The 21,250-nt window shown below is 69.4% G+C and carries 19 protein-coding genes; 14 read left to right on the plus strand and 5 right to left on the minus strand.

Going from position 1 to position 21,250, the window contains the following annotated elements; genetic code table 11:
- The first annotated feature begins 80 nt into the window (after nucleotides 1-80).
- Entirely contained in the window at nucleotides 81-1,217 is a 1,137-nt protein-coding gene (locus ACFSXZ_RS20205; RefSeq protein WP_378266663.1) for a glycosyltransferase family 4 protein, read from the plus strand.
- A 5-nt stretch (nucleotides 1,218-1,222) separates the two neighbouring features.
- Here the strand turns inward: ACFSXZ_RS20205 and ACFSXZ_RS20210 are convergent, their stop codons facing one another.
- Nucleotides 1,223-1,849: a uridine kinase gene (locus tag ACFSXZ_RS20210; RefSeq protein ID WP_378266664.1), complete on the minus strand. Its 627-nt coding sequence runs from the start codon at nucleotides 1,847-1,849 to the stop codon at nucleotides 1,223-1,225.
- Between the two features lie 78 nt (nucleotides 1,850-1,927).
- Here ACFSXZ_RS20210 and ACFSXZ_RS20215 point away from each other — a divergent pair, with 78 nt between their 5' ends.
- The 9 genes from ACFSXZ_RS20215 (at nucleotide 1,928) to ACFSXZ_RS20255 (ending at nucleotide 12,350) form a co-directional block, all read left to right on the plus strand.
- The gene (locus ACFSXZ_RS20215; protein WP_378266665.1) at nucleotides 1,928-3,160 is read left to right on the plus strand and encodes a cytochrome P450 family protein; all 1,233 of its coding nucleotides are present in this window, start codon (nucleotides 1,928-1,930) and stop codon (nucleotides 3,158-3,160) included.
- A 68-nt stretch (nucleotides 3,161-3,228) separates the two neighbouring features.
- Entirely contained in the window at nucleotides 3,229-4,509 is a 1,281-nt protein-coding gene (locus ACFSXZ_RS20220; protein WP_378266666.1) for an adenosylmethionine--8-amino-7-oxononanoate transaminase, read from the plus strand.
- 285 nt (nucleotides 4,510-4,794) lie between these two features.
- Complete coding sequence (locus tag ACFSXZ_RS20225; RefSeq protein ID WP_378266667.1) at nucleotides 4,795-7,059, plus strand: SulP family inorganic anion transporter; 2,265 nt, start codon at nucleotides 4,795-4,797, stop codon at nucleotides 7,057-7,059.
- A gap of 102 nt (nucleotides 7,060-7,161) precedes the next feature.
- The gene (bioD, locus tag ACFSXZ_RS20230) at nucleotides 7,162-7,878 is read left to right on the plus strand and encodes a dethiobiotin synthase (protein WP_378266987.1); all 717 of its coding nucleotides are present in this window, start codon (nucleotides 7,162-7,164) and stop codon (nucleotides 7,876-7,878) included.
- A gap of 128 nt (nucleotides 7,879-8,006) precedes the next feature.
- On the plus strand, nucleotides 8,007-9,023 hold the full coding sequence (gene bioB / locus ACFSXZ_RS20235; protein WP_378266668.1) for a biotin synthase BioB: 1,017 nt from the start codon (nucleotides 8,007-8,009) through the stop codon (nucleotides 9,021-9,023).
- Nucleotides 9,020-9,217, plus strand: coding sequence for a biotin synthase auxiliary protein BsaP (bsaP, locus tag ACFSXZ_RS20240; protein WP_378266669.1), 198 nt, complete (start codon nucleotides 9,020-9,022; stop codon nucleotides 9,215-9,217). Before bioB ends, bsaP begins: the two co-directional genes overlap by 4 nt.
- A gap of 230 nt (nucleotides 9,218-9,447) precedes the next feature.
- Nucleotides 9,448-9,996, plus strand: coding sequence for a DUF2567 domain-containing protein (locus tag ACFSXZ_RS20245; RefSeq protein ID WP_449224283.1), 549 nt, complete (start codon nucleotides 9,448-9,450; stop codon nucleotides 9,994-9,996).
- Nucleotides 9,997-11,617: 1,621 nt separating this feature from the next.
- Nucleotides 11,618-11,827, plus strand: coding sequence for a hypothetical protein (locus ACFSXZ_RS20250; protein ID WP_378266671.1), 210 nt, complete (start codon nucleotides 11,618-11,620; stop codon nucleotides 11,825-11,827).
- 58 nt (nucleotides 11,828-11,885) lie between these two features.
- Nucleotides 11,886-12,350, plus strand: a complete 465-nt coding sequence (locus ACFSXZ_RS20255) for a helix-turn-helix domain-containing protein (protein WP_378266672.1) — start codon at nucleotides 11,886-11,888, stop codon at nucleotides 12,348-12,350.
- Nucleotides 12,351-12,408: 58 nt separating this feature from the next.
- On the opposite strand, the gene ACFSXZ_RS20260 is transcribed toward ACFSXZ_RS20255, so the two are convergent.
- Together ACFSXZ_RS20260 and ACFSXZ_RS20265 are read right to left on the minus strand one after the other, a co-directional pair.
- Nucleotides 12,409-13,113 (minus strand): LON peptidase substrate-binding domain-containing protein, encoded by a 705-nt coding sequence (locus ACFSXZ_RS20260; RefSeq protein WP_378266673.1) that lies wholly within the window; start codon nucleotides 13,111-13,113, stop codon nucleotides 12,409-12,411.
- Nucleotides 13,114-13,146: 33 nt separating this feature from the next.
- Nucleotides 13,147-13,788 (minus strand): NUDIX hydrolase, encoded by a 642-nt coding sequence (locus tag ACFSXZ_RS20265; RefSeq protein ID WP_378266988.1) that lies wholly within the window; start codon nucleotides 13,786-13,788, stop codon nucleotides 13,147-13,149.
- 146 nt (nucleotides 13,789-13,934) lie between these two features.
- Here ACFSXZ_RS20265 and nadA point away from each other — a divergent pair, with 146 nt between their 5' ends.
- From nadA to ACFSXZ_RS20285, 4 genes are all read left to right on the plus strand, one after another.
- Nucleotides 13,935-14,945, plus strand: coding sequence for a quinolinate synthase NadA (nadA, locus tag ACFSXZ_RS20270; protein WP_378266674.1), 1,011 nt, complete (start codon nucleotides 13,935-13,937; stop codon nucleotides 14,943-14,945).
- Nucleotides 14,942-16,579, plus strand: coding sequence for an L-aspartate oxidase (locus ACFSXZ_RS20275; RefSeq protein WP_378266675.1), 1,638 nt, complete (start codon nucleotides 14,942-14,944; stop codon nucleotides 16,577-16,579). The genes nadA and ACFSXZ_RS20275 overlap by 4 nt, the downstream gene beginning before the upstream one ends.
- The gene (gene nadC / locus ACFSXZ_RS20280) at nucleotides 16,576-17,439 is read left to right on the plus strand and encodes a carboxylating nicotinate-nucleotide diphosphorylase (RefSeq protein ID WP_378266676.1); all 864 of its coding nucleotides are present in this window, start codon (nucleotides 16,576-16,578) and stop codon (nucleotides 17,437-17,439) included. Before ACFSXZ_RS20275 ends, nadC begins: the two co-directional genes overlap by 4 nt.
- A gap of 185 nt (nucleotides 17,440-17,624) precedes the next feature.
- Complete coding sequence (locus tag ACFSXZ_RS20285; protein WP_378266677.1) at nucleotides 17,625-18,935, plus strand: ATP-binding protein; 1,311 nt, start codon at nucleotides 17,625-17,627, stop codon at nucleotides 18,933-18,935.
- Here ACFSXZ_RS20285 and ACFSXZ_RS20290 read toward each other — a convergent pair whose 3' ends face one another.
- Both ACFSXZ_RS20290 and ACFSXZ_RS20295 read right to left on the minus strand, forming a co-directional pair.
- Entirely contained in the window at nucleotides 18,936-20,045 is a 1,110-nt protein-coding gene (locus tag ACFSXZ_RS20290; protein ID WP_378266678.1) for a dihydrofolate reductase family protein, read from the minus strand.
- Nucleotides 20,046-20,060: 15 nt separating this feature from the next.
- Complete coding sequence (locus ACFSXZ_RS20295; RefSeq protein WP_378266679.1) at nucleotides 20,061-21,119, minus strand: type VII secretion protein EccE; 1,059 nt, start codon at nucleotides 21,117-21,119, stop codon at nucleotides 20,061-20,063.
- Nucleotides 21,120-21,250: the final 131 nt, after the last annotated feature.

Raw genomic sequence — 21,250 nt, forward strand, 5'->3', positions numbered from 1 at the left:
CACCTTTCTTTCGCAAACGAGGGCGGCAACCGCGCAAGGCGGGTGCCGCCCTCGGCGTTCGAGGCCGGTAGCCTCCCTCCGTGCTACGGACCCTGCTGGTGACCAACGACTTCCCGCCCCGTCCCGGAGGGATCCAGAACTACCTCGACTCGCTGGCGCGGCGGCTGCCGGCCGACGACCTCGTGGTGTACGCACCTTCCTGGGAGTCAGGATCGGGGTCCCATCCGGAGTTCGACGCGGCCGCGCCGTTCGAGGTCGTCCGGCATCCGACCTCGCTCATGCTGCCCACACCGGACGTGCTGCGCCGCGCGAAGGACATCATGCGGGCGCGGGACTGCGAGGCGGTGTGGTTCGGCGCCGCCGCACCGCTGGCGCTGCTGGGGCCGTCGTTGCGTGAGGCAGGCGCGCGCAGGGTCGTCGCGTGCACGCACGGCCACGAGGTCGGGTGGTCGATGCTGCCGGTCGCGCGTCAGGCACTGCGCCGCATCGGGACCACCACCGACGTCCTCACCTACGTCAGCAAGTACACGAGGCGCCGGTTCGCCGCGGCCTTCGGTCCGATGGCCGGGTTGGAGCACCTGCCGTCGGGCGTCGACACCGAGTTGTTCCGGCCGGACGACGCCGCGCGGGACGAGATCCGTAAACGCCACGGACTCGGTGACCGGCCGACCGTCGTCTGCGTGTCGAGACTGGTTCCCCGCAAGGGCCAGGACATGCTCGTGCGAGCCATGCCGGAGTTGCGGCGGAGAACCCCGGGGGCCGCGCTGCTCCTGGTCGGAGGTGGGCCGTATCGCAAGCACCTGACCGGACTCGTGGACGAACTGGACGTGGGCGCGGACGTGTTCTTCACCGGTTCGGTGCCGTGGCAGGAACTGCCCGCCCACTACGCGGCGGGTGACGTGTTCGCGATGCCGGCCCGCACCCGGGGCAAGGGTTTGGACGTGGAAGCGCTGGGTCTGGTGTACCTGGAAGCTTCGGCCACCGGACTCCCCGTGGTCGCGGGACGTTCCGGCGGAGCGCCGGAGACGGTCCTCGACGAGGTGACCGGGCATGTGGTGGACGGCCGCGACGTGACACAACTGGCCGAAACCCTCGCGCCGCTGCTCACAGATCCCGCCCGCGCGCGCAGGATGGGCGAAGCCGGGCGTGCCTGGGTCTCCGAACACTGGCGCTGGGATCTGCTGGCCGCCCGCTTCCGTTCGCTCCTGACCTGCTGAAGCGGTTATGCGGCGCGTTCCAGGACGGCCGGATGACGGGGATCGTCGGTCCGCACCAGCACGTCCGCGACCTCGGCCGGCCGCACTTCGGCTTCGTAGCGCTGGTAGGCGGGCAGCGCCCAGTGTTCGGATTCGGGGAGGCGGCGACGAAGCGCGCCCGCGGATACGGCGAGGTGGACGGTGAGGTCGAACTCCAGACCGCGGCCGAGCAGCAACTCGCCGTGCGCGATCAGCACTCCGCCTGGCGGCAGCATGATCCTGTCCTGCCTCGTCGCCCGGTCCCGTTCGGCGTCCCAGAGCGCGGGCAGCACCATGCCGGTGCCGCCCGGCGCGAGCGGGTCCAGCACTTCACGTCGCAGCGCGCTCTCGTCGAGCCAGTCGGTGTAGCGGGCATCGGGATCGGTTCTGCCCCGCTCGAAACGCAGTGAGGCGGGCCGCAGATAGTCCATTGTGGACACTGTCAGCACGGGCCTGCCGCCGACCCGCAGCCGGCTCGCCAGATCGGCGGCGAGGTTTCCGGTGCCCACCGCGCCGTCGACGGCGACCCGGACCCGTTCCTCGCCGGGCAGGGCGAGGAGCCGCTCGGTCAACTCGGCGGCGAGCCGGTCGAAGGAGATGGGCCGGTATCTCATACCTTCCGATCCTGCCTCATGATCGTCTGGTCCGGGCACGGGCGAGCCCCGCACGACGTTGTGCTGGTAAGGGTCCACATGAGGGAACGAACAGGGGTGGCGCCAGTGATTACCGAACCGATCCGGCTCGAGGACGATTTCTTCCAGGACCCGCACGCCGTGTATCGGCGGCTGCGCGAAGAAGGTCCGGTTGCTCCCGCTGTCACGCCGTGGGGGCGGCGGATCTGGCTCGTGACCCGTTACGACGAGGCCCGCGCGCTGCTCGCCGACCCGAGGTTGAGCAAGGACAACAAACGCGTGGCCGAACTGATCGGCAATCAGATCACGGCGACCGCCCAGAACTCTCCCGGGGTTTCACCGCTGGCCGGGCACATGCTCAACTCGGATCCACCGGACCACACCAGGCTTCGCACGCTGGTGAACAAGGCCTTCACCGCGCGCACGGTCGCCAGGCTGCGGCCACGGATCGAGGAGATCACCGACGCGCTGCTCGACGATGTCGCGGCGGCGGGCACGGTCGATCTGATGGAAGCGTTCGCGGCTCCGTTGCCGACCACGGTCATCTCCGAGTTGCTCGGTGTCCCGGCCGAAGACAGTCACGTCTTCCGGGCCTGGATGTCCTCGCTCCTCTCCGGCGCCTCTCCGGAGGTATTCCAGCGGGACGCCACCGCGCTGATGGAGTTCCTCAACGGCCTGATCGCGGACAAGCGGCGTGCGCCGACCGACGACCTTCTCTCCGAGCTGGTGCACGTATCCGAACGGGGCGATCGCTTGGCCGAGAGCGAGCTGGTTCCGATGGTGTTCCTGCTTCTGCTGGCGGGCCACGAAACCACGGTGAACCTGATCGGCAACAGCGTGCTCGCGCTGATGGAGAACCCGGACCAGCTCGCCGCGCTGCGCGCGGACCTTTCCTTGCTGCCCACCGCGATCGAGGAGTTCCTGCGCTTCGACGGACCTGTCGACGTGGCGACCCTCCGGTTCACCACCGAGCCCGTCCGAGCGGGGGACACCGAGATCCCCGCCGGAGAATTCGTCATGGTGGCGTTGTTGTCGGCCAACCGGGACGCCGAGCGGTTTCCCGGCCCCGACCGTCTGGACGTCACCCGTCAGGCGGGTGGGCATCTGGCGTTCGGACACGGTATCCACTACTGCGTGGGCGCGCCTCTGGCCAGGCTGGAGGCCGAAATCGCGCTCGGCAAACTGTTGCGGCGCTTCGACACCATCGAGCTCGACGGTGACCCCGGTGCGCTCCGATGGCGGGCGAGCACCTTGTTCCGTGGCCTGGAGAAGCTTCCGGTCCGGGTTTCCTGACTTCTCTCGCCGGGATCCGGCTCCTGCGGGCGGGGCGGGCAGGTCAGGCCGGGGCTAAAGTGCCCCGCGTGGATCCTGCGGAACTTCTGGCACTCGACGCCGAACATGTCTGGCACCCCTACGCTCCCATGCCCGGGCAGTCGGCGCCGTTGCTGGTGACCGAGGCGTCCGGGGTGCGGTTGCGGCTCGCCGACGGCCGCGAGCTGATCGACGGGATGTCGTCGTGGTGGGCGGCGATCCACGGTTACCGCCACCCCGTGCTCGACGCCGCGCTCGCCGCGCAGGCCGGGCGGATGAGTCACGTGATGTTCGGCGGTCTCACGCACGAGCCGGCCGTTCGCCTCGCCGTCACCCTGACCGAACTCGCCCCCGCCGGGCTGGAGCACGTCTTCCTGTGCGACTCCGGATCGGTGTCCGTCGAGGTCGCCGTGAAGATGTGCCTGCAGTACTGGGCTTCCTCCGGGCGGACGGCGAAACGGCGGCTGCTCACCTGGCGGGGCGGCTACCACGGCGACACGTTCCACCCGATGAGCGTGTGCGATCCCGAGGGGGGCATGCATTCGCTGTGGCGGGGAGTCCTGCCCGAGCAGGTGTTCGTGCCCGAGCCGCCGTCGGGCTTTACCGACCCGCCCGATCAGTCCTATGTGGATACTCTCGCGGCGGCGATCGAGCGGCATGCGGACGAACTGGCGGCGGTGATCGTGGAGCCGGTCGCGCAGGGCGCGGGCGGCATGCGCTTTCACCATCCCGGTTACCTGTCCGTGCTCCGCGAACTGACCGAAGCGCACGACGTTCTCCTGATCTTCGACGAGATCGCGACGGGTTTCGGTCGTACGGGGGAGATGTTCGCGGCCGGGCACGCCGGTGTGACGCCTGACGTGCTGTGTCTCGGAAAGGCACTCACCGGTGGTTACCTGAGCATGGCCGCGACGCTGTGCACGCCGAGGGTGGCCGCCGGGATCTCCCGGGGCGAGCTCCCGGTTCTCGCCCACGGCCCGACGTTCATGGGCAACCCGCTGGCCGCCGCGGTCGCGAACGCTTCGATCGGCCTGCTGCTGGAGCGGGACTGGCGGGCGGAGGTCGGCCGCATCGAAGCGGGCCTGCGGGCGGGGCTCGCTCCGGCCGCCCGGCTCGACGGCGTCACCGACGTCCGCGTGCTCGGCGCCATCGGGGTGATCCAGCTCGATCATCCGGTCGACATGGCGGAGGCCACCAGGGTGGCGACCGGTCTCGGGGTCTGGCTCAGGCCGTTCCGCGATCTGATCTACGCGATGCCGCCCTACGTGTGCACGGATTCCGACATCACGGCCATCGCCGAGGCCATGGTCGCGGCGGCCGGGTCCTCCTGAGGGCCGAAGTCCACCCGTTTCGGTGTGGTTGGTGTTCCGTGATTACGGAGAGTCGATTTTCCTTGCGGTGATGGGACATTCGTCCGGCCGTTGGTCACGCCGTGCGATGAGTTCACGCGGTGCGGCCGGTGGTCCTGGGTGACCAAATGGTTCGAACAAGATGCGAACAGTACTCGCGTACCGGACATTTCGCCCATTTTTCGGTATTGGTGGGATCGCCGGGAGTCACCGGAGACATCGCCGGACGAGTGTCCAGCCCTTCCCCAGTACCGCACGGAGGCCTCAATGATCGACATATCCGCACGCGAGCGTGAGCACGCCCCACCGGGCGCCCCGCGGTGGTCGTGGCGGAACCTGCGCCACGACCTGCCGGCGTCGCTGGTGGTGTTCCTGGTGGCCGTCCCGCTCTCGCTCGGCATCGCGCTGGCCTCCGGAGCGCCCCTTGTCGCCGGGCTGGTGGCGGCGATCGCGGGCGGCCTCGTGGCGGGCGCGCTCGGCGGTTCGGTGGTGCAGGTGAGCGGCCCGGCGGCGGGCCTGACCGTGATCATGGCCGGGACCATCGCGCAGTACGGCTGGGCGGTCACCTGCGCGATCACCGTGCTCGCCGGGCTGGTGCAGATCGCGCTCGGGCTGAGCCGGACAGCCAGGGCCGCGCTGGCCGTCTCGCCGGCGATCGTGCACGGCATGCTCGCCGGGATCGGCGTGACCATCGTGCTGGCCCAGCTCCACGTCGTCCTCGGGGGCAGCCCGCAGAGCTCGCCCGTGGAGAACCTGCTGCAACTGCCCCGGCAGATCGTCAACCACCACGGGCAGGCGACCACGATCGGGCTGGTGACCATCGCCGTGCTGGTGTGCTGGGGCAAGCTTCCCGCCGCGGTGCGGAAGTTTCCCGGCCCGCTGGCCGCCGTCCTCGGGGTCACCGTCGTGTCCGTGGTCACCGGGATGACCGTGCCGCGCGTCGACGTCCCGGCCAACGTGCTGGACATTCGGTTCGTGCCGGTGGCGCCGCACGGCGACTGGTTCGGGTTCGGCCTCGCGGTCGTCACCGTCGCGCTGGTGGCGAGCGTGGAAAGCCTGCTGTCCGCGGTCGCCACCGACAAACTCCACACCGGTCCCCGCACCAACCTCGACCGGGAACTGGTGGGGCAGGGCGCGGCCAACGTGGTGTCGGGTTCGCTCGGCGGCCTGCCGGTCACCGGCGTGATCGTGCGGAGTTCGACCAACGTCCATTCCGGCGCGCGTTCCCGCGCCTCGGCGATCCTGCACGGCGTGTGGATTCTGCTGTTCGTCGCGGTGCTGGCCGGGGTGCTGCGCAGCATCCCGCTGGCCGCGCTCGCCGGCCTGCTCGTGCACGTGGGGGCCCGGCTGGTCAACGTCGACCACATCCGCGCGGTGCTCCGCCACGGCGACCTGCCCGTCTATCTGCTCACGCTGGCAGGCGTGGTGACGATCGATCTCCTCACCGGGGTGCTGATCGGAATCGCCGCGGCCGCGTTGCTGATGCTGCGCCGCGTCCTGTGGACCGGAATCCATGCCGAGCGCGACGGAGACGGCTGGCGCGTGGTCGTCGAGGGAGCCCTGTCGGCGTTGTCCATCCCACGCCTTTCCGCTGTGCTGAGCGGAATCCCTCGCGGCACGCAGGTGACGCTGGAACTCGTGGTCGACTATCTCGACCATGCCGCCTTCGAAACGCTCTCGGCCTGGCAGCATGCGCACGAGCAGGCCGGTGGCATCGTGTTCGTGGACGAGGTCGGGCATCCGTGGTTCGGGCGGGGCAAGGCCGGCGAGCCGGTGGTGCACAAGGCTCATGCCCGGCACATCGTGCCCCGGTGGTTCGCGCCGTGGTCGGAATGGCAGGGCACACGGCAGCCTCCGGCACCCGAGGTGCCGGTGCCGCGGGCCGGGGAGAGTTCGATGCGCCGGGGCATGCGCGAGTTCGAGCGGCGCACCTCGCATCTGGTCCGGCCGTTTCTGAGCCGCTTGGCCGACGTGCACGAGCCCGAGACGTTGTTCATCACCTGTGGGGACGCCCGCATCGTGCCCAACCTGATCACCAGCAGCGGTCCCGGCGACCTGTTCACCATCCGCAACATCGGCAACCTCGTGCCCGATCACGCCGGCTGCGCCGAGGACGCTTCGATAGGCGCGTCGGTCGAGTTCGCCGTCGATGTGCTCAGCGTGCGCGAAATCGTGGTGTGCGGGCATTCCTCGTGCGGCGCGATGACGGCGCTCGTGCACGGAGCACCCGACCGGGCGCCGGCGCTGCGCTCGTGGCTCCGGCACGCGGAGCCCAGTGTCCGGCGGGCGGGTGAACGCCCGCCGATCGAGGTCGACGGCCGCGTCCCGGAGGCCGAGGCGGACCGGCTGGCGTTGCACAACGTGCTGGAACAGCTTGACCGCCTGCACGGATATCCCTGCGTCGCTCGGGCCGAAGCGCGCGGGGAGGTGAATCTGGTCGGGATGTATTTCGACGTGGGCGCCGCCTGCGCGCACCTCTACGACCCCGTGAGCGGGGCGTTCGTGCCCGCGACGCGGCTCGCCGCGCGGTGAGTTTTCACCAGGTTCGGTGACTTCCGGGGTCCTGGTCAGGTCCGTACCACCGGGCTCTCATCGTTCCGCGCCCAGCCGGTACTACCGTGGAGTTTCGTGAGCATGCTGGTCGTGACCGGAACGGGGACTGGCGTCGGCAAGACCGTGGTGACCGCGGCGATCGCCGCGCTCGCCCGGCAGGCCGGTCGGCGAGTCGCCGTCCTCAAACCCGCGCAGACCGGAGTCAGTCCGGGGCAGGAGGGCGACCTCGCGGAGGTCGTCCGGCTGGCGGGCGAGGTGACCACGAGCGAACTGAGACGGTATCCGGACCCGCTGTCGCCGGAGGCGGCGGCGCGGCGCAGCGGCATCCCGGCCCTCGGACCGGCGGAGGCGGCAGCGGCCGCGGCCGACCTGGACCGCACCCACGACCTGGTGCTCATCGAAGGGGCGGGTGGGTTGCTGGTGCGGTTCTCCGAGGACGGCACCGGGCTGGCGGACGTGGCCTGGGCGCTCGGCGCGCTGGTGCTGGTGGTGGCGGAGGCCGGGCTCGGCACGCTGAACGCGACCGCGCTGACGGCCGAGGTCGCCACCGCGCGGGGGCTGCACGTGGCGGGCGTGGTGATCGGCTCGTGGCCGACTCGGCCCGGCCTCGCGGCGCTGTCCAACGTGACGGACCTGCCGGTGGCGGCGGGCGCGCCGCTGCTCGGTGTGCTCCCGGAGGGCATGGGCACGCTCGACCGCGGCCGGTTCCGGGAGGAGGCACGGCGGGGGCTTTCGCCGTGGTTCGGTGGCGAGTTCGACGCCGAGCGCTTCGAGAAGGAGGCGTCCTCCGCGCTGTGACCCGGGCTGCGCCAGGCCGGTGCACGCTTCGCGTGCGAAACACCACAGAGGGGTAGTTTCCGTGCCTGGACGCCGATCGGTGCGGCAGCATGAGGTGCTGTCCCTACCCGGTTGGAGAGGAGTGGTCCGTGACCTCGGCGCCCCAAGGGACCGATGTGCTCGCGTTTGCCCGTGAACAGGTGCTCGACCAGGGCGTCGGCTTGTCCGAGCGGCAGGTGGCCGAGGTGCTGAACCTGCCCGGCGAGGCGCTGCCGGACCTGCTCGCCCTGGCCCACGAGGTCCGCATGCGCTGGTGCGGTCCCGAAGTGGAGGTCGAGGGCATCGTCAGCGTCAAGACGGGCGGCTGCCCGGAGGACTGCCACTTCTGCTCCCAGTCCGGCCGGTTCCCCACTCCGGTGCGGTCGGCTTGGCTGGACATCCCCGGCCTGGTCGAAGCCGCGCGGCAGACGGCAGCCACCGGTGCGACCGAATTCTGCATCGTGGCAGCGGTCCGCGGGCCCGACCGCCGGCTGCTGGGACAGGTGCGCGAGGGCATCGAGGCCATTCGCGCGGACGGCAACGACATCCAGATCGCCTGCTCCCTCGGCATGCTTACCCAGGACCAGGTCGATGAACTGGTCGAGATGGGCGTACACCGCTACAACCACAATCTGGAGACCGCGCGCTCGCATTTTCCCCAGGTGGTCACCACGCACACCTGGGAGGAGCGCCGGGAAACGTTGCGCATGGTCAAGGCCGCCGGGATGGAGGTCTGCTGCGGCGGCATCATCGGCATGGGGGAAAGCGTGGCGCAGCGCGCCGAGTTCGCCGTGCAGCTGGCCGAGCTCGACCCGCACGAGGTGCCGGTGAACTTCCTGATCCCGCAACCGGGAACGCCCTATGAGCGCTACGAGGTGGTCGAGGGCGCGGACGCGCTGCGGGTGGTGGCCGCCTTCCGGCTGGCGATGCCGCGCACGATGCTGCGCTTCGCCGGCGGACGTGAACTGACCCTGGGCGACCTGGGCGCGGAACAGGGCATGCTCGGCGGGATCAACGCGATCATCGTGGGCAACTACCTGACCAACCTGGGGCGCCCGGCGAGCCGGGATCTGGACATGCTGAACGAGTTGAAGATGCCGATCAAGGCGCTGGGCCAGACCTTGTGAGCCGGTTCTGCGTCCATTGTGGACATGAGGAGTCCGTCGCCGGGCACGCGTCGTGCACCGCCGAGCGAGCCGTACTCGAGCCGCCCCGGTTCTGTCCGGAGTGCGCGCGCCGCATGGTCGTCCAGGTGACCCCGCTGGGCTGGACCGCCCGCTGCGCCCGACACGGTGAGTACACGAACGAGCCGACCGGATAGGCTGTGCCTTAATGGCGCGCGATCGGATTTGCGTAGACGGGCCGTGACCCCGCATCGTCCTCGCTTTCCTGAGGCGGGCGCGCCGCCTCCGCAAATCCGAGGCCTTCGGCACTCGCGCGCCCGGCTCGCCTCAGGCTCTGACACGGACTTTTCGAGCTGGTCTAGTCTCGGCTGCGGGTGGCGGCGAAACGGAGGCGGGAGTGGCTGAATCACCAGCGGAACACGGTCCCGTGTTACCCGTGACGTTGTTCGCGCTGCCACGGCGCCGGCCCCGCGTGGTCGTCCAGGCCGATCTGCTGCCCGCGCTGAGCGTGTTGTCGATCGTGGGCCTGCTCGGCATTCCGCTGGGCTGGCTGTGGTCCCGGCTCGCGCCGCCCCAACGGGTTCTGGTGCGTGACGGCAACCAGTTCATCCCGCTGCAGTTGGAGAGCTGGCACCGGTTCGACGATCTCGCGATCTCCGGTCTGCTCGGGCTCGCGGCCGGCGTGTGCGTGGGGGTGGCCGTCTGGCTGCTCCGGGAACGGCGTGGCCCGGTCATCATGATCGGCGCGGTCCTCGGCGGCCTCCTGGGAGCGTGGCTCGCGACCAGAGTGGGCGTCGCCTTCGCGAACAGCCATTACGCGATCTCCGGCGCGCCCCGGGTGAACTCGGTGATCGAACAGGCGCCCGTCATCGAGAGCATCTGGGTGATCTTCACCCAACCCCTCGCGACAGCGCTCGTTTACGGTCTCCTGGCCGGTTGGAACAGCCGTGACGACCTCGGCCGCCGCTTGGGCTGAGCCCCTGAGCATGTCGCCGCTTCGACGTCATCGCCAACCAGCACCGACCCTGGCAGCGGGCGTGCCGATTCCACAACGAAGACCGGGGTGTGTCTGACTGCGAGCTCGGCCACGTACGGTCGCTGGCGCTGGCAAACCCGCCGAATGTGCAAGGCATCGAAAGCAGAATACCCTTGGCATACGCCTGAGAAGCCCGCCATGGCCGGTGAATTCCTCTGCCTGCGGAATTGATCAAGTATTACGACACAAGAATTTCATTCAATAAAACGAAAAGTCCATCGCAGATCGGCCTCGGAGTGTTAACGCGCCGATGAGATCGGGCAGCATGTCGACCGTATTAAATCTCGACCTTATACCTGTCTTTGGCGACAAAAAGTGCATCAAACGTTAATCATCGCGTTTCGTTTGGGCTCGGTTCTGTTCCGATCCGTTTCGTTGCGTTTCTCACCCTGTAGAGACTTGCTATTAAGTCCGAACTGCACCATAGTGATAGGGCGAACAAAGGCTTGCACTACGCGTTGATTTAGGACCGTGACGAACAACTTCACTTAACGGGTTGTTTAATGCGCCAAAGTAGCACGTTCAGTAAGGGGGAGGGGCTGGCATGCCCGCGCTGAGTGGCGTCGTACAGACCGCCGCGTATCGTTTCCTATCCCCGTTCTGGCGCGTGTCATCCGTTGCTCATTCTCCACTGGCTTACCGCAAGGCGGCGAACCTCTGGGCGCAACCACTCCGAACTACCACGCAGCCACGGTGTCCGGATCCGCTAGCCATAACGGCGACATCTTCCCCCCTGGCTGGTCCTGCTGCGGACTTGCAGGTTGGTGCGGCGCTGATTCGGCATCACGGGCACGCACTCTCGCGGATGGCCGCTGATATCGCCGTTTGCGGCGCCGCGTTGACCGCTGGTTTTCGCTTCGTCGGGGTGTCGTCACCTGTGGGTCGCCAAGCGCGGCCGCACATTGATGGACCCTACTCTGATCTGCATACATGCAGATCAGAGCCTTTTTCGATCTTGGGTGGCAAGGCGGAGCCACAATCTCACCTTCTCGCCGTCTTGATCCGAGCGCCTTTGTGAGTAGCGTGGGTGAGTGCATCATGGATCCCTGTCTGCAGGCGATGTACCCAGTTCAACCACATAGTCTCCCGAGCTCGTCTCTCTGTTGGTCCAGGTGGCGGCTTCGGGAACCAGAAGGCCCCCCGCAGCAACGGGGGGCCTTCCCCTATGCCGGACCTGGGTCTTGCTTGTGCTTCCGTGATCAGCTCGCATGAACCACGTCGGCGGCTTCCCGACTACTCGCATTAGTGAAGCACGCATTCGCGCCCTCACCCAAAAGAGTGGTGCGGTCTCGTGTTCCGGATATCTCGACTAATCTAGTTACCATTGAGTAGTTTGCGGTAGCAAACAGGATTCCTGAGGGTCAGCGTATTGTCAATGAGACAACACGCGACACGGACGAGTGTTTGCGGAAAAGCCTTCACGATGGGAGGATGCCCATCGAGATCTTCGCCTTGCTGGGCAGGTCTCGTCTCCTCTCGAGAAAGGCTGTTGGGAGACGCTTCACCCATCTGGAGAAAGACCGTCACCTGGACCACCGAGACGAGCAGGAGGAGGTGAGATATGCTCACCAATCTGGTTTCCACGATTTTGGTCTTGATGTTCGTCCTGGCGTTCATCGCGGAAGGGTTGTCGTTCGGCTACGGGCTGGAAATCACCCTGGCTGCGGCGTTCACCGCCGGGCTTCTGGCCTCCGAAGTCGTCCGCCGAATACTCGGCAACGACGACGGCGGTCCATCGTCCCCGGGCTCGCCACACCCCGTCCTCGCCTGACCGATTCGGCGCCGGGGGCTTGACCGGCCTCCGGCGCCCTCTTCGGAGGAGATACATCGTGATCAACAAACAACACATGCCTGGCGACGATTTCGTCGAGAACCTTCTCATGTTCGCGACCGACTTGCGGTGGGTGCGCCGACTCGCTGGTGACCCGCCTTACCGGAAGCTCAGCCGCCAGCTCAAGTACTCGCCAGCCACCATCACGCGGAACCTCGGTGGCAACAAGTTGCCGAGTTGGGAGTTCGTCCGCGGTTTCCTGCAGGCTTGCGATGTCGACATTGCGACTATCGACGAGGTTTGGAAGGCGCGGTGGATCGTTCTGGCGAATCACGTCGACCCTATCGGTGACAGGAACATGCCGGAACCCGCGCATGCCGCCCCCCAGGCGGTCCCTGCGGGCACCGGGTGCGCGGAATGCGGAGCATGGGTAGTTGACCTCGAAACACACGCACGCTGGCACCAAGAGCGCACACCGCGACGCAGCGGCACATCAGCCTCGGTGCGCCGCATCGCCGGCTAGAGTTGGCATCGGAAGGTGTGCTACGAGATACGTCCCGGCCGGAGAAACCCGGCACTGGTCAGTTGAGGCTGGCGGGAGCGCTGAGGTCGACGAGTTCGGGTGGTGGGGCTGGCACGGCGCGCAGCGTGGACAGGAAACCGGCTTCCCGGGCCAGCAGGTGGCACAGCAGGCGGAGACGGCGCAGCGGATGCCGCTCCTCCAGCAGGCGCTGACGGTCCGGCACCGGTAGCAGGCAGTCGGACGCCAGCAGGTAGGCCAGCTCGGCCGATTCGGTGCCGGGGGGCGGCGGATGCCAGCTGTTGCGGTCCCAGGCCGATTCGCAGTATTTCCGGTGCGCCGAGCGGGCCGCGTCGGCGAGCCTGGCGGCCGCTTCGCCGGTCTCCGGGGAAAGGTTCTCGTCCGGGAGCCATTCGATCCGGCCGACCAGGTACGGCGCGCGGGTGCGGTCGATCTCGACGAGGCGGAATCGTCGCTCGCCGGTGGTCGTGATGTCGAACCGGCCGTCGGGGAGCCGTTCGCAGTCGCCCATGATCGCCGAGCAGCCGATCGGGTGCACGTGGTCCAGGGTCTCCACCTCGCGGACCGCCGAAGTCCTGATCGCCACGACGGCGAACCGGCGGTCCGGCGCCGCCCCGGTGAGCAGATCGAGCGCGAGCTGCCGGTAGCGGGGTTCGAACAGGTGCAGCGGTAGTTCCACCGACGGCAGGAGCACGGTCTGCAACGGGAACAGCGGCAAGAAGACCGCACTTCGCTCATCCGTCACGGCTACACGGTACGACGAAAACCGCCCGCGCGCTCAGGATCGTGACGGTGGGCGAAAGACGGCGAACGGATCGGTCACCTGGATTCCGTTACCAGTGAACGAGAACAGGGCGGCGGGACGGCCACCGCTACGGCCCGGTGGAGCGGTGTGCCCGGTCGGTGCGAGCAGGCCTCGGCGCGAGAGCACCCGTTGCAGGTTGGTGGCCGAAACCCGGTAGCCGAGCGCGGCCGAGTACAGCTCGCGCAGCGCGGACACGGTGAACTCCTCGGGCGCGAGCGCGAAGCCCAGGTTGGTGTAGCAAAGCTTCGAACGCAGCCGGTCGCGCGCGCGGAGGATGATCTCGCGGTGGTCGAACGCGGTCCGGGGCAGCATGTCGACCTCGTGCCAGCGGGTGTCCTCCGGGACCGCGGGATCCACGTCGGAGGGCACCAGCCCGACGAACGCGGTCGCCACCACCCGGGGCCCGGGAACCCGGCCGGGATCGCTGAACACCGCGAGTTGTTCGACGTGCTTGAGCTGCCGGACGTCGACCTTTTCGGCGAGTTGCCGCCGGATCGAGGTCTCCACGTCCTCGTCCGGGCGCAGCCGTCCGCCGGGTAGCGACCAGCGCCCGACGTGCGGCTCGAGAGCGCGCCGCCACAGCAGGACCCGCAGTGTGGCGGAACGCACCTGCAATACCGTCGCCAAAACCTCGTGTGCGAGGGGGGCGCTGCTGTTAATATGACTGTGCACGGTTTTCGATTATAAGGCGAAAACCGGGAGAGGTGGTACCGGCCTGCCCCTCTCGTTCGCGCGGAAGTGCCGGAAAAGGGGAGGGCCCGATGCCCACGATGTCTCAACTCGATCTCACGCCGTACGGCGGCGTCGAACCGGACGAAGTCTGGGCCGAAGAGGTGCGCCGCCTGGCTCGTGAACGCGACGCGGTGCTGCTCGCGCACAACTACCAGATCCCGGCGATCCAGGACATCGCCGACCACACCGGGGACTCGCTCGCCCTCTCGCGGATCGCGGCCGCCAGTGACGCCTCCACCATCGTCTTCTGCGGCGTGCACTTCATGGCCGAAACGGCCAAGATCCTGGCGCCGGAGAAGACCGTGCTCATCCCCGACGCGCGCGCCGGGTGTTCCCTCGCGGACTCGATCACCGCTGCCGAGCTGCGGGCCTGGAAGGCCGAGCACCCGGGCGCGGTGGTGGTCTCCTACGTCAACACCACGGCCGACGTGAAGGCCGAGACCGACATCTGCTGCACCTCGTCCAACGCGGTCGACGTGGTCGCGTCGATACCGGCGGACAAGGAGGTGCTGTTCTGCCCCGACCAGTTCCTCGGCGCCCACGTCAAACGGAAGACCGGACGGGAGAACCTGCACATCTGGGCGGGTGAATGCCACGTGCACGCCGGGATCAACGGCGCGGAGCTCGCCGAACGGGCCGCCGCCCACCCGGACTCGGACCTGTTCATCCATCCCGAATGCGGCTGTGCCACCTCGGCGCTCTACCTCGCCGGGGAGGGGGCCGTGCCGGCGGAGCGGGTCAAGATCCTCTCCACCGGTGACATGGTGACGGCGGCCAGGGACACCAGTGCCACGTCCGTGCTGGTGGCCACCGAGGTGGGCATGTTGCACCAGCTCCGCAAGGCGGCGCCGGAGATCGACTTCCGCGCCGTGAACGACCGCGCCTCCTGCCGGTTCATGAAGATGATCACTCCGGCCGCGTTGCTGCGCGCGTTGCGGGAGGGCGCCGACGAGGTGCATGTCGCCCCCGACGTCGCGGCGAAGGCGCGGGCGTCGGTGCGGCGGATGATCGAGATCGGCAAGCCGGGCGGCGGCGAATGAGCGGCCAGGTTTGTGACTTTCAAGCAAAAACCGCGGAGTGGGAAGCGCGGGCGGATCTCGTCGTGGTGGGCAGCGGTGTCGCCGGACTGACGGCCGCGCTCAGAGCCCGGGAACTCGGCCTGCGCGTGCTCGTGGTGACCAAGGCCGCGGTCGAGGACGGCAACACGCGCTGGGCCCAGGGCGGGGTGGCCGTGGTCCTCGACGGCGAGCACGACGAGGGTGACTCGGTTTCGCAGCACATCCAGGACACGCTGGCCGCCGGAGCCGGCCTCTGCGAGCCCGCCGCGGTCTCGGAGATCCTGCACGCGGGACCCGCTGCGGTGTCGTGGCTGATACAGGCCTGCGGTGCGCGCTTCGATCCCGGCGAGAACGGGCACCTGGCGAGGACCCGAGAAGGCGGCCACAGCACCTTCCGCGTGATCCACGCCGGCGGTGACGCGACCGGAGCCGAGGTGGAACGGGCGCTCGTCGCGCGGGCGGGCGGCCTCCCGGTGCTGGAACGGCACATCGCCGTGGACGCGCTGCTCACCCCGCGTGGTGACGTGGGCGGCGTGTCGGTGCTCGACCCCGATGGCGTGCCCGGCCGGTTGCGGGCCCCGGCGGTGCTGCTCGCCACCGGCGGGCTCGGGCAGCTCTACTCGGCCACGTCCAATCCGGAGATCGCCACCGGTGACGGACTCGCGCTCGCGCTGCGGGCGGGAGCCCCGGCCGCGGATCTGGAGTTCGTGCAGTTCCACCCGACCGTGCTCTACACGCCGGGGGCCCGAGGCCGCTGCCCCCTGATCACCGAGGCGGTACGCGGCGAGGGTGCCGTGCTCGTCGACGGCGCGGGCAGACCGGTCATGCGCGGTGTCCACCCGCTCGGTGACCTGGCCCCCCGCGACGTGGTCTCCGCCGCGATCACCCGGCGGATGGCCGGGGCGCCGGGTGGGATCGATGATCACGTCTTCCTCGACGCGACGGCGGTTCCGGGGTTCGCCGAACGGTTCCCCACCGTCTTCGCCGCGTGCGCCGTGATCGGGGTGGACCCGCGCGAGGAGCCGATCCCGGTGACGCCGGCGGCGCATTTCGCCTGTGGCGGCGTGGTGGCCGGAGCCGGAGGGCGGACCGGCGTCCGTGGGCTGTACGCGACCGGCGAGGTCGCGCGGACCGGTTTGCACGGCGCGAACCGCTTGGCCTCCAACAGCCTGCTGGAGGGGTTGACCGGTGGGATCGCGGCAGCCGGGGCGGTCGCCGCGGACCTGGCGCGCGGGCTGCTCGCCGATCCGTCACGGGCCAGGGAACGCGAGCGGGTCTTCCCGGTCGCGGACCGGGACGCGCTGCAGCGGGTGATGACCTCCTACGCCGCGATCGGACGGGACGCCGAGGGCCTCGCCGTGGCGGGCTCCGTGCTCGATCTATCCACAAAGGACAGTCAGCGGAAGACGCACCGGATGGTGGAGGACGCGGCGCTCACCCTGGTCGCACAGGCGCTGATCGCGGCGGCGGCCCGGCGGACCGAGTCCCGTGGCTGCCATGTGCGCCATGACTTCCCGGGCCGCGACGACGAGTCGTGGCGGCGCAGCCAGCTCATCCGGCTGAACCCGTCGGGACAGCCGGTCCTGGCCGACCCGGTGCTGGAAGGAGCGGCGTGAATCCATTGGTGTCTCTGCTTGATCCCGAGGATGTCCGGCGCGTGGTCTCGACCGCGCTCGCCGAGGACCTGCGCTACGGCCCGGACGTGACCACCAGCGCGACGGTGCCGGAGACGGCGGTGGCGCTGGCCGAGATCACGCCGAGGACGACCGGCGTGCTCGCCGGGATTCCGGTGGCCGCGGCGGTGTTCGACGAGGTGCTCGGTGACGACTACGAAGTACTGGGCGCACGCGAGGACGGTCAGCGGCTGGTCGCCGGTGAGCCGGCGCTGGTACTGCGCGGGGGAGTTCGCGGCCTGCTCACCGCCGAGCGCACGGCGTTGAACCTGCTGTGCCACCTTTCCGGCATCGCCACCACCACGGCCGCTTGGGTGTCCGAAGTGGACGGTACCGGGTGCGCGATCCGCGACTCCCGCAAGACGTTGCCGGGGCTGCGGACACTGCAGAAGTACGCGGTGCGCTGCGGGGGCGGGGTCAACCACCGGATGGGCCTCGGGGACGCGGTGCTGATCAAGGACAACCACGTGGTGGCCGCGGGTTCGGTCACCGCGGCGCTGCGGGCCGCGCGGGAACACGCCGCCGGGTTGCCGTGTGAGGTCGAGGTGGACGCCCTGGATCAGTTGGAAGAGGCGCTCGCGGCCGGTGCGGACGAGGTTCTGCTGGACAACTTCACGCCGGAGGACTGCGCGCGGGCCGTGGAACTGCGGGACGAGCGCTCCCCCAAGACGCGGCTGGAGGCTTCGGGTGGCCTGCGGCTGGAGAACGCGCGCGCCTATGCCGCGACGGGCGTCGACTACCTTGCCGTCGGAGCGCTCACGCACTCCTCTCCCGCGCTCGATCTGGGCCTGGATCTCTACTGAGCGAGGCCGCCAGGCACACTGGCAGACAGAGCGCTGTTCCCTGGTAAGGCTGTGAGCACACGTGGGCGCGTTCTGAACAACACAGACAGGTTGTTCGGGCCTGAACAACTCGATCGGGTGGTTGTCACCTCTGTTGCCGACTTGCTATTAGTTAGGCCCTGGGGGGAGGAAGCAGGACGAGTGGTGTGACTGCGGGACCTAGGTTTCTGGGGGCTTTGCTCAGGCAGGGCACCTCCGTGCTCGCGTCGGCACCCGCGGAAATGCCGCCCGAGCTGGATGATCCCGAGCCGGTCCCGGCCATCCGCAGGTTGGGCAAGCTCGCCGCGACGCGGATCGACGGCCCCCAGGATCCGCTGATGATCCGGGCCGCCCGCTACGCGGTGCTCCTGCCGCTGGCCTACCGGGTCCTGGCCCTCACCGTCATCTGGTCGTGGTTCGTCATCGCCTTCGGCCCGGGTGCCGCGCCGGTGGCCACGGCGGTCGCGTGGATCGGCATTCTCGGCAGCGCCGCGAGCTTCGTGTGGGTGCTGCGGGTACCCGACCGCAGCGGACTGCTCACCAACCTGCTGTTGATCGGCGACGCCGTGCTGGCGCTGGCCGCCTGCGTCCTGGTCGGGCTCACCGTGCCGTGGCAGGTGTACTGGGCGGCGGGCTGGCTGGCGTTCCTCTACCTCACCGGAACGGTCGCGCTGTGGACGATGGTGCGCGGCCTGCCCTCGGGGCTGGTGATCGTCGCGCTCGGGATCGCGGTGCAGGTGGCCGCGCCGCTGGCCGCGCAGACGCCGCACCTGTCCAGGATCGACATCGCCGGCATGGTGGGCTCGTCCGGCATTCTGCTGGCCACCGCCGTGACGTCGGCGGGATCGCTGGTGCTGATCGGCCTGGCCACCCGTCTGGCGCTGGCGATCGGAATGCGCTTCGGCCAGACCGCCCAGCGGGCGCGCACCGAGCGCATGCTGCACGACACCGTGCTCCAGGTGCTCGAAGCGATCGCGATGAGCAGCGCCCGGGACAACGCCGACGCGCGCGAACAGCTCGATCGCGTCCGGCACGCGGCGCGTGCGCAGGCGAACGAACTGCGCCGGGGGCTCGGCGACCACAAGGACATGGCGGACGGGCTCGCCGCCGAACTGGCCGCGCTGGCAACGGAAATGGCCCGCGACGGCCTGCGTGCCCAGCTGGCGATCTCCGACATCGGTGACGACCGGTTGTCCGAGGTGCGCCGCCTCGCCGTGCGCGACGCGGCCCGCGAGGCGCTCCGGAACACGATCAAGCATTCCGGCACCCGGGAGGTCGTGGTGCGGATGGAGGAGCGCGACGGCGGGGTCGCGGTGATCACGCGGGACCACGGCGCCGGCTACGACGAGGCCACGCGGCCGGCCGGGTTCGGGGTCAGCGAGTCGATGACCGCCCGGCTGACCGAGGTCGGCGGCTGGTGCCGGATCGAATCCTGGCCCGGCCGCGGAACCCGGGTCACGCTGTGGGTTCCCCGCTGATCAAGCGGGGCCGACGCCGGGCAGATGGGTGTTCGCGCGGCGGACGAGATGGGCCAGCTCGGGGAGTTCGACCACCTCTCGGCCGGCCGAGCGGAGTTGCTCGGCGCCCTCACCTTCGACGAAAAGTTCCGGCTCTCGCCAGGCGAAGACCACTCGTGCGATCCCCGTGGCGAGGATGTGCCCGGTGCAGGTGACCGGGCGGGAAGCCCTGGCGCCACACGGTTCCAGCGAACTGTAGAGGGTGGCGCCGACGAGCCTGGGGTCGTCCGGAGCCAGCTTGGCGAGAGCGGCCTCTTCGGCGTGGTCGTGCGGGTCGGTCTCGCCGGAATAGCCCGTTGCCAGCACGTTGTTCGCGGCGTCGGTGACCACGGCGCCGACCCGGAAGGTGTGCGACGGCGGGCAGCGGTCGGCGAGCGCGATCGCTTCGCGGAGCCGCGTGAAGTCGGTCGCCGCCTGGCCGGCCAGGTACCGCAGCACGACGACATCACCCAGTTGCCGGGTTTCCGCGACGACCATCGGGTTCCGCGGACTCTGCGGAAACCGTCCCGGGCCGACGAACCGTGGCGCGGCCGGGTCGCCGACGAAGAAGGGCGCGACGGCCAGATGCAGTTCGTCGACCACGCCGGCGGTCAGGAACCGGGTGTGCATCTCCTGGCCGCCTTCGACCATCAGCCGCCGGATCCCTCGCGAAGCGAGATCGGCGAGGACCGCCTCGATGTCGTTCGCTTCGACGACCGTCGAGACGGCGCGGAGCCGGGCGGAAACGTTTGCGCCAGAGGAGGTGTAGACGAGTTTTTCGCTCTCTCCGGTGGTGAAGAAGGAGGCTTCCGGGTCCAGGTTCCCGCTCGCGGTGAGCGTGACCTTGACCGGATCCGGCGGCAGCCCGCGATCCACTCTGGCCTGACGGCGCTTCCCGTCGCGCACCAGGAGCCGGGGGTTGTCGGCACGGATCGTGCCGGCGCCGACCAGGATCGCGTCCACGCCGGCGCGCACCTCGTCGACGCGGTCGAAATCCGCTTCGTTGGACAGCACGAGCGGTTCGGGGCTCGTGTCGTCCAGACAGCCGTCGAGCGAGACGGCGGCGGAGGACAGGACGTACGGGCGGCGCATGGCCTCAGTGTTCCACTAGCAGGAGAGCGCGAGTGGCATCGTGCGCCGCATGCCGGAGGCTTGCCTGCCATAGAGCGGCACCACGGGGACGCCGGCCCATGCTGCCGGGCCGGGGCCCGGGGCCAGCCGGACGGTGACGTTCTCCCGCAGCGTGCCGTTTCCGGTACGCCACAATGTGTAGGAGGCCACCGTGAACGGCGCCGTGGGCGCGTCGGCGGGCAGCGCGTCCGCCAGGTCAACGGTTCCGAGCGTGGTGAAACAGGATTGCGTGACCTCGCCCGCGGCCCACCGGCGCCAGCCGTCGGTCACCTCGGCGCCGGGGTCGCAGGGGCCCAGCGCGGCCCGGAGCTCCGTGGCCAGTTCGTCCAGTCCGAGCAGGGCGCTGCGCACACCGGATCTGGCGATCGTGGCCATGAGCGCGAGCGCCGCCCGTGCGGTGGCGCACAATTCGCCGTCTTCCCCGTCACCCCGCAGCAGTGCCGCGAAGGGAGCGGCCGCGGGCCGGTAGCGCACGGCTAGGAGCAAGACCCGCTCCGGTCCTTGCGTGCGGACGGTGAGCTGGGCGCCCGCGAGCGGGATTTCCGTGTCCGCACAGGCGGAAGCCAGGGCGGCGAGCAGCGTGGCGACCGGCGGCTCGCCGTGGATCCGGATCACCGCGGACCAACCGTCGCCCACGCCCGCGATGCCGAACTGATGACCCGCACGGTCGCAATACCGCCGCAGCCGGAAGTCGTGGGCGAGCGACCGCAACGGGTCGGCGGTCTGCGACCGGTCGTCGTGCTGGAGCAGACGGTAGGAAATCCAGGTGCAGGCCCAGGAACACAGGTTCCGCCCGGAGAAGCGGACCGAGGTGGTGGCGAGCACCGCCGTGGCGAGCACGACGATGATGATCCGGGCCGGTGGTCCGGTCCAGGAAAAGCCCGCCACGACGGCGATCGCCGCCGTGGTCCAGGCCAGAAGTTTCCGCGAAGCGACCGGAAACGGCCGCGCACCCGGTATCGTGAGGTGCGAGCCGGAGCGGCGCGGGTGTCCTGGGGGACCGGTCAGCGGAGCCGGTGCATGGGCAGTGGTCAATCGGCGCACCCCTCTCGCTTCTGGTACAGAATAAACTCGGGAAGGCGCGTTTTTCCTGCCGGAAGAATTGCCCACAGCGAACCCACAGGAGGGCCGCGTGATCGACAATGGCGGAGTCCCGATCGCGCGGG

The organism is Amycolatopsis pigmentata, assembly GCF_042684065.1.
In the GTDB taxonomy this organism is placed as follows: Bacteria; Actinomycetota; Actinomycetes; order Mycobacteriales; family Pseudonocardiaceae; genus Amycolatopsis_E; species Amycolatopsis_E pigmentata.

Bases quoted from the DNA above. Each gene is read 5' to 3' on its own strand.
- ACFSXZ_RS20210 (WP_378266664.1), bottom strand. From the start codon at position 1,849: ATGAGATACCGGCCCATCTCCTTCGACCGGCTCGCCGCCGAGTTGACC.
- ACFSXZ_RS20215 (WP_378266665.1), top strand. From the start codon at position 1,928: ATGAGGGAACGAACAGGGGTGGCGCCAGTGATTACCGAACCGATCCGG.
- ACFSXZ_RS20225 (WP_378266667.1), top strand. From the start codon at position 4,795: ATGATCGACATATCCGCACGCGAGCGTGAGCACGCCCCACCGGGCGCC.
- bioD (WP_378266987.1), top strand. From the start codon at position 7,162: ATGCTGGTCGTGACCGGAACGGGGACTGGCGTCGGCAAGACCGTGGTG.
- ACFSXZ_RS20250 (WP_378266671.1), top strand. From the start codon at position 11,618: ATGCTCACCAATCTGGTTTCCACGATTTTGGTCTTGATGTTCGTCCTG.
- nadA (WP_378266674.1), top strand. From the start codon at position 13,935: ATGCCCACGATGTCTCAACTCGATCTCACGCCGTACGGCGGCGTCGAA.
- ACFSXZ_RS20275 (WP_378266675.1), top strand. From the start codon at position 14,942: ATGAGCGGCCAGGTTTGTGACTTTCAAGCAAAAACCGCGGAGTGGGAA.
- ACFSXZ_RS20290 (WP_378266678.1), bottom strand. From the start codon at position 20,045: ATGCGCCGCCCGTACGTCCTGTCCTCCGCCGCCGTCTCGCTCGACGGC.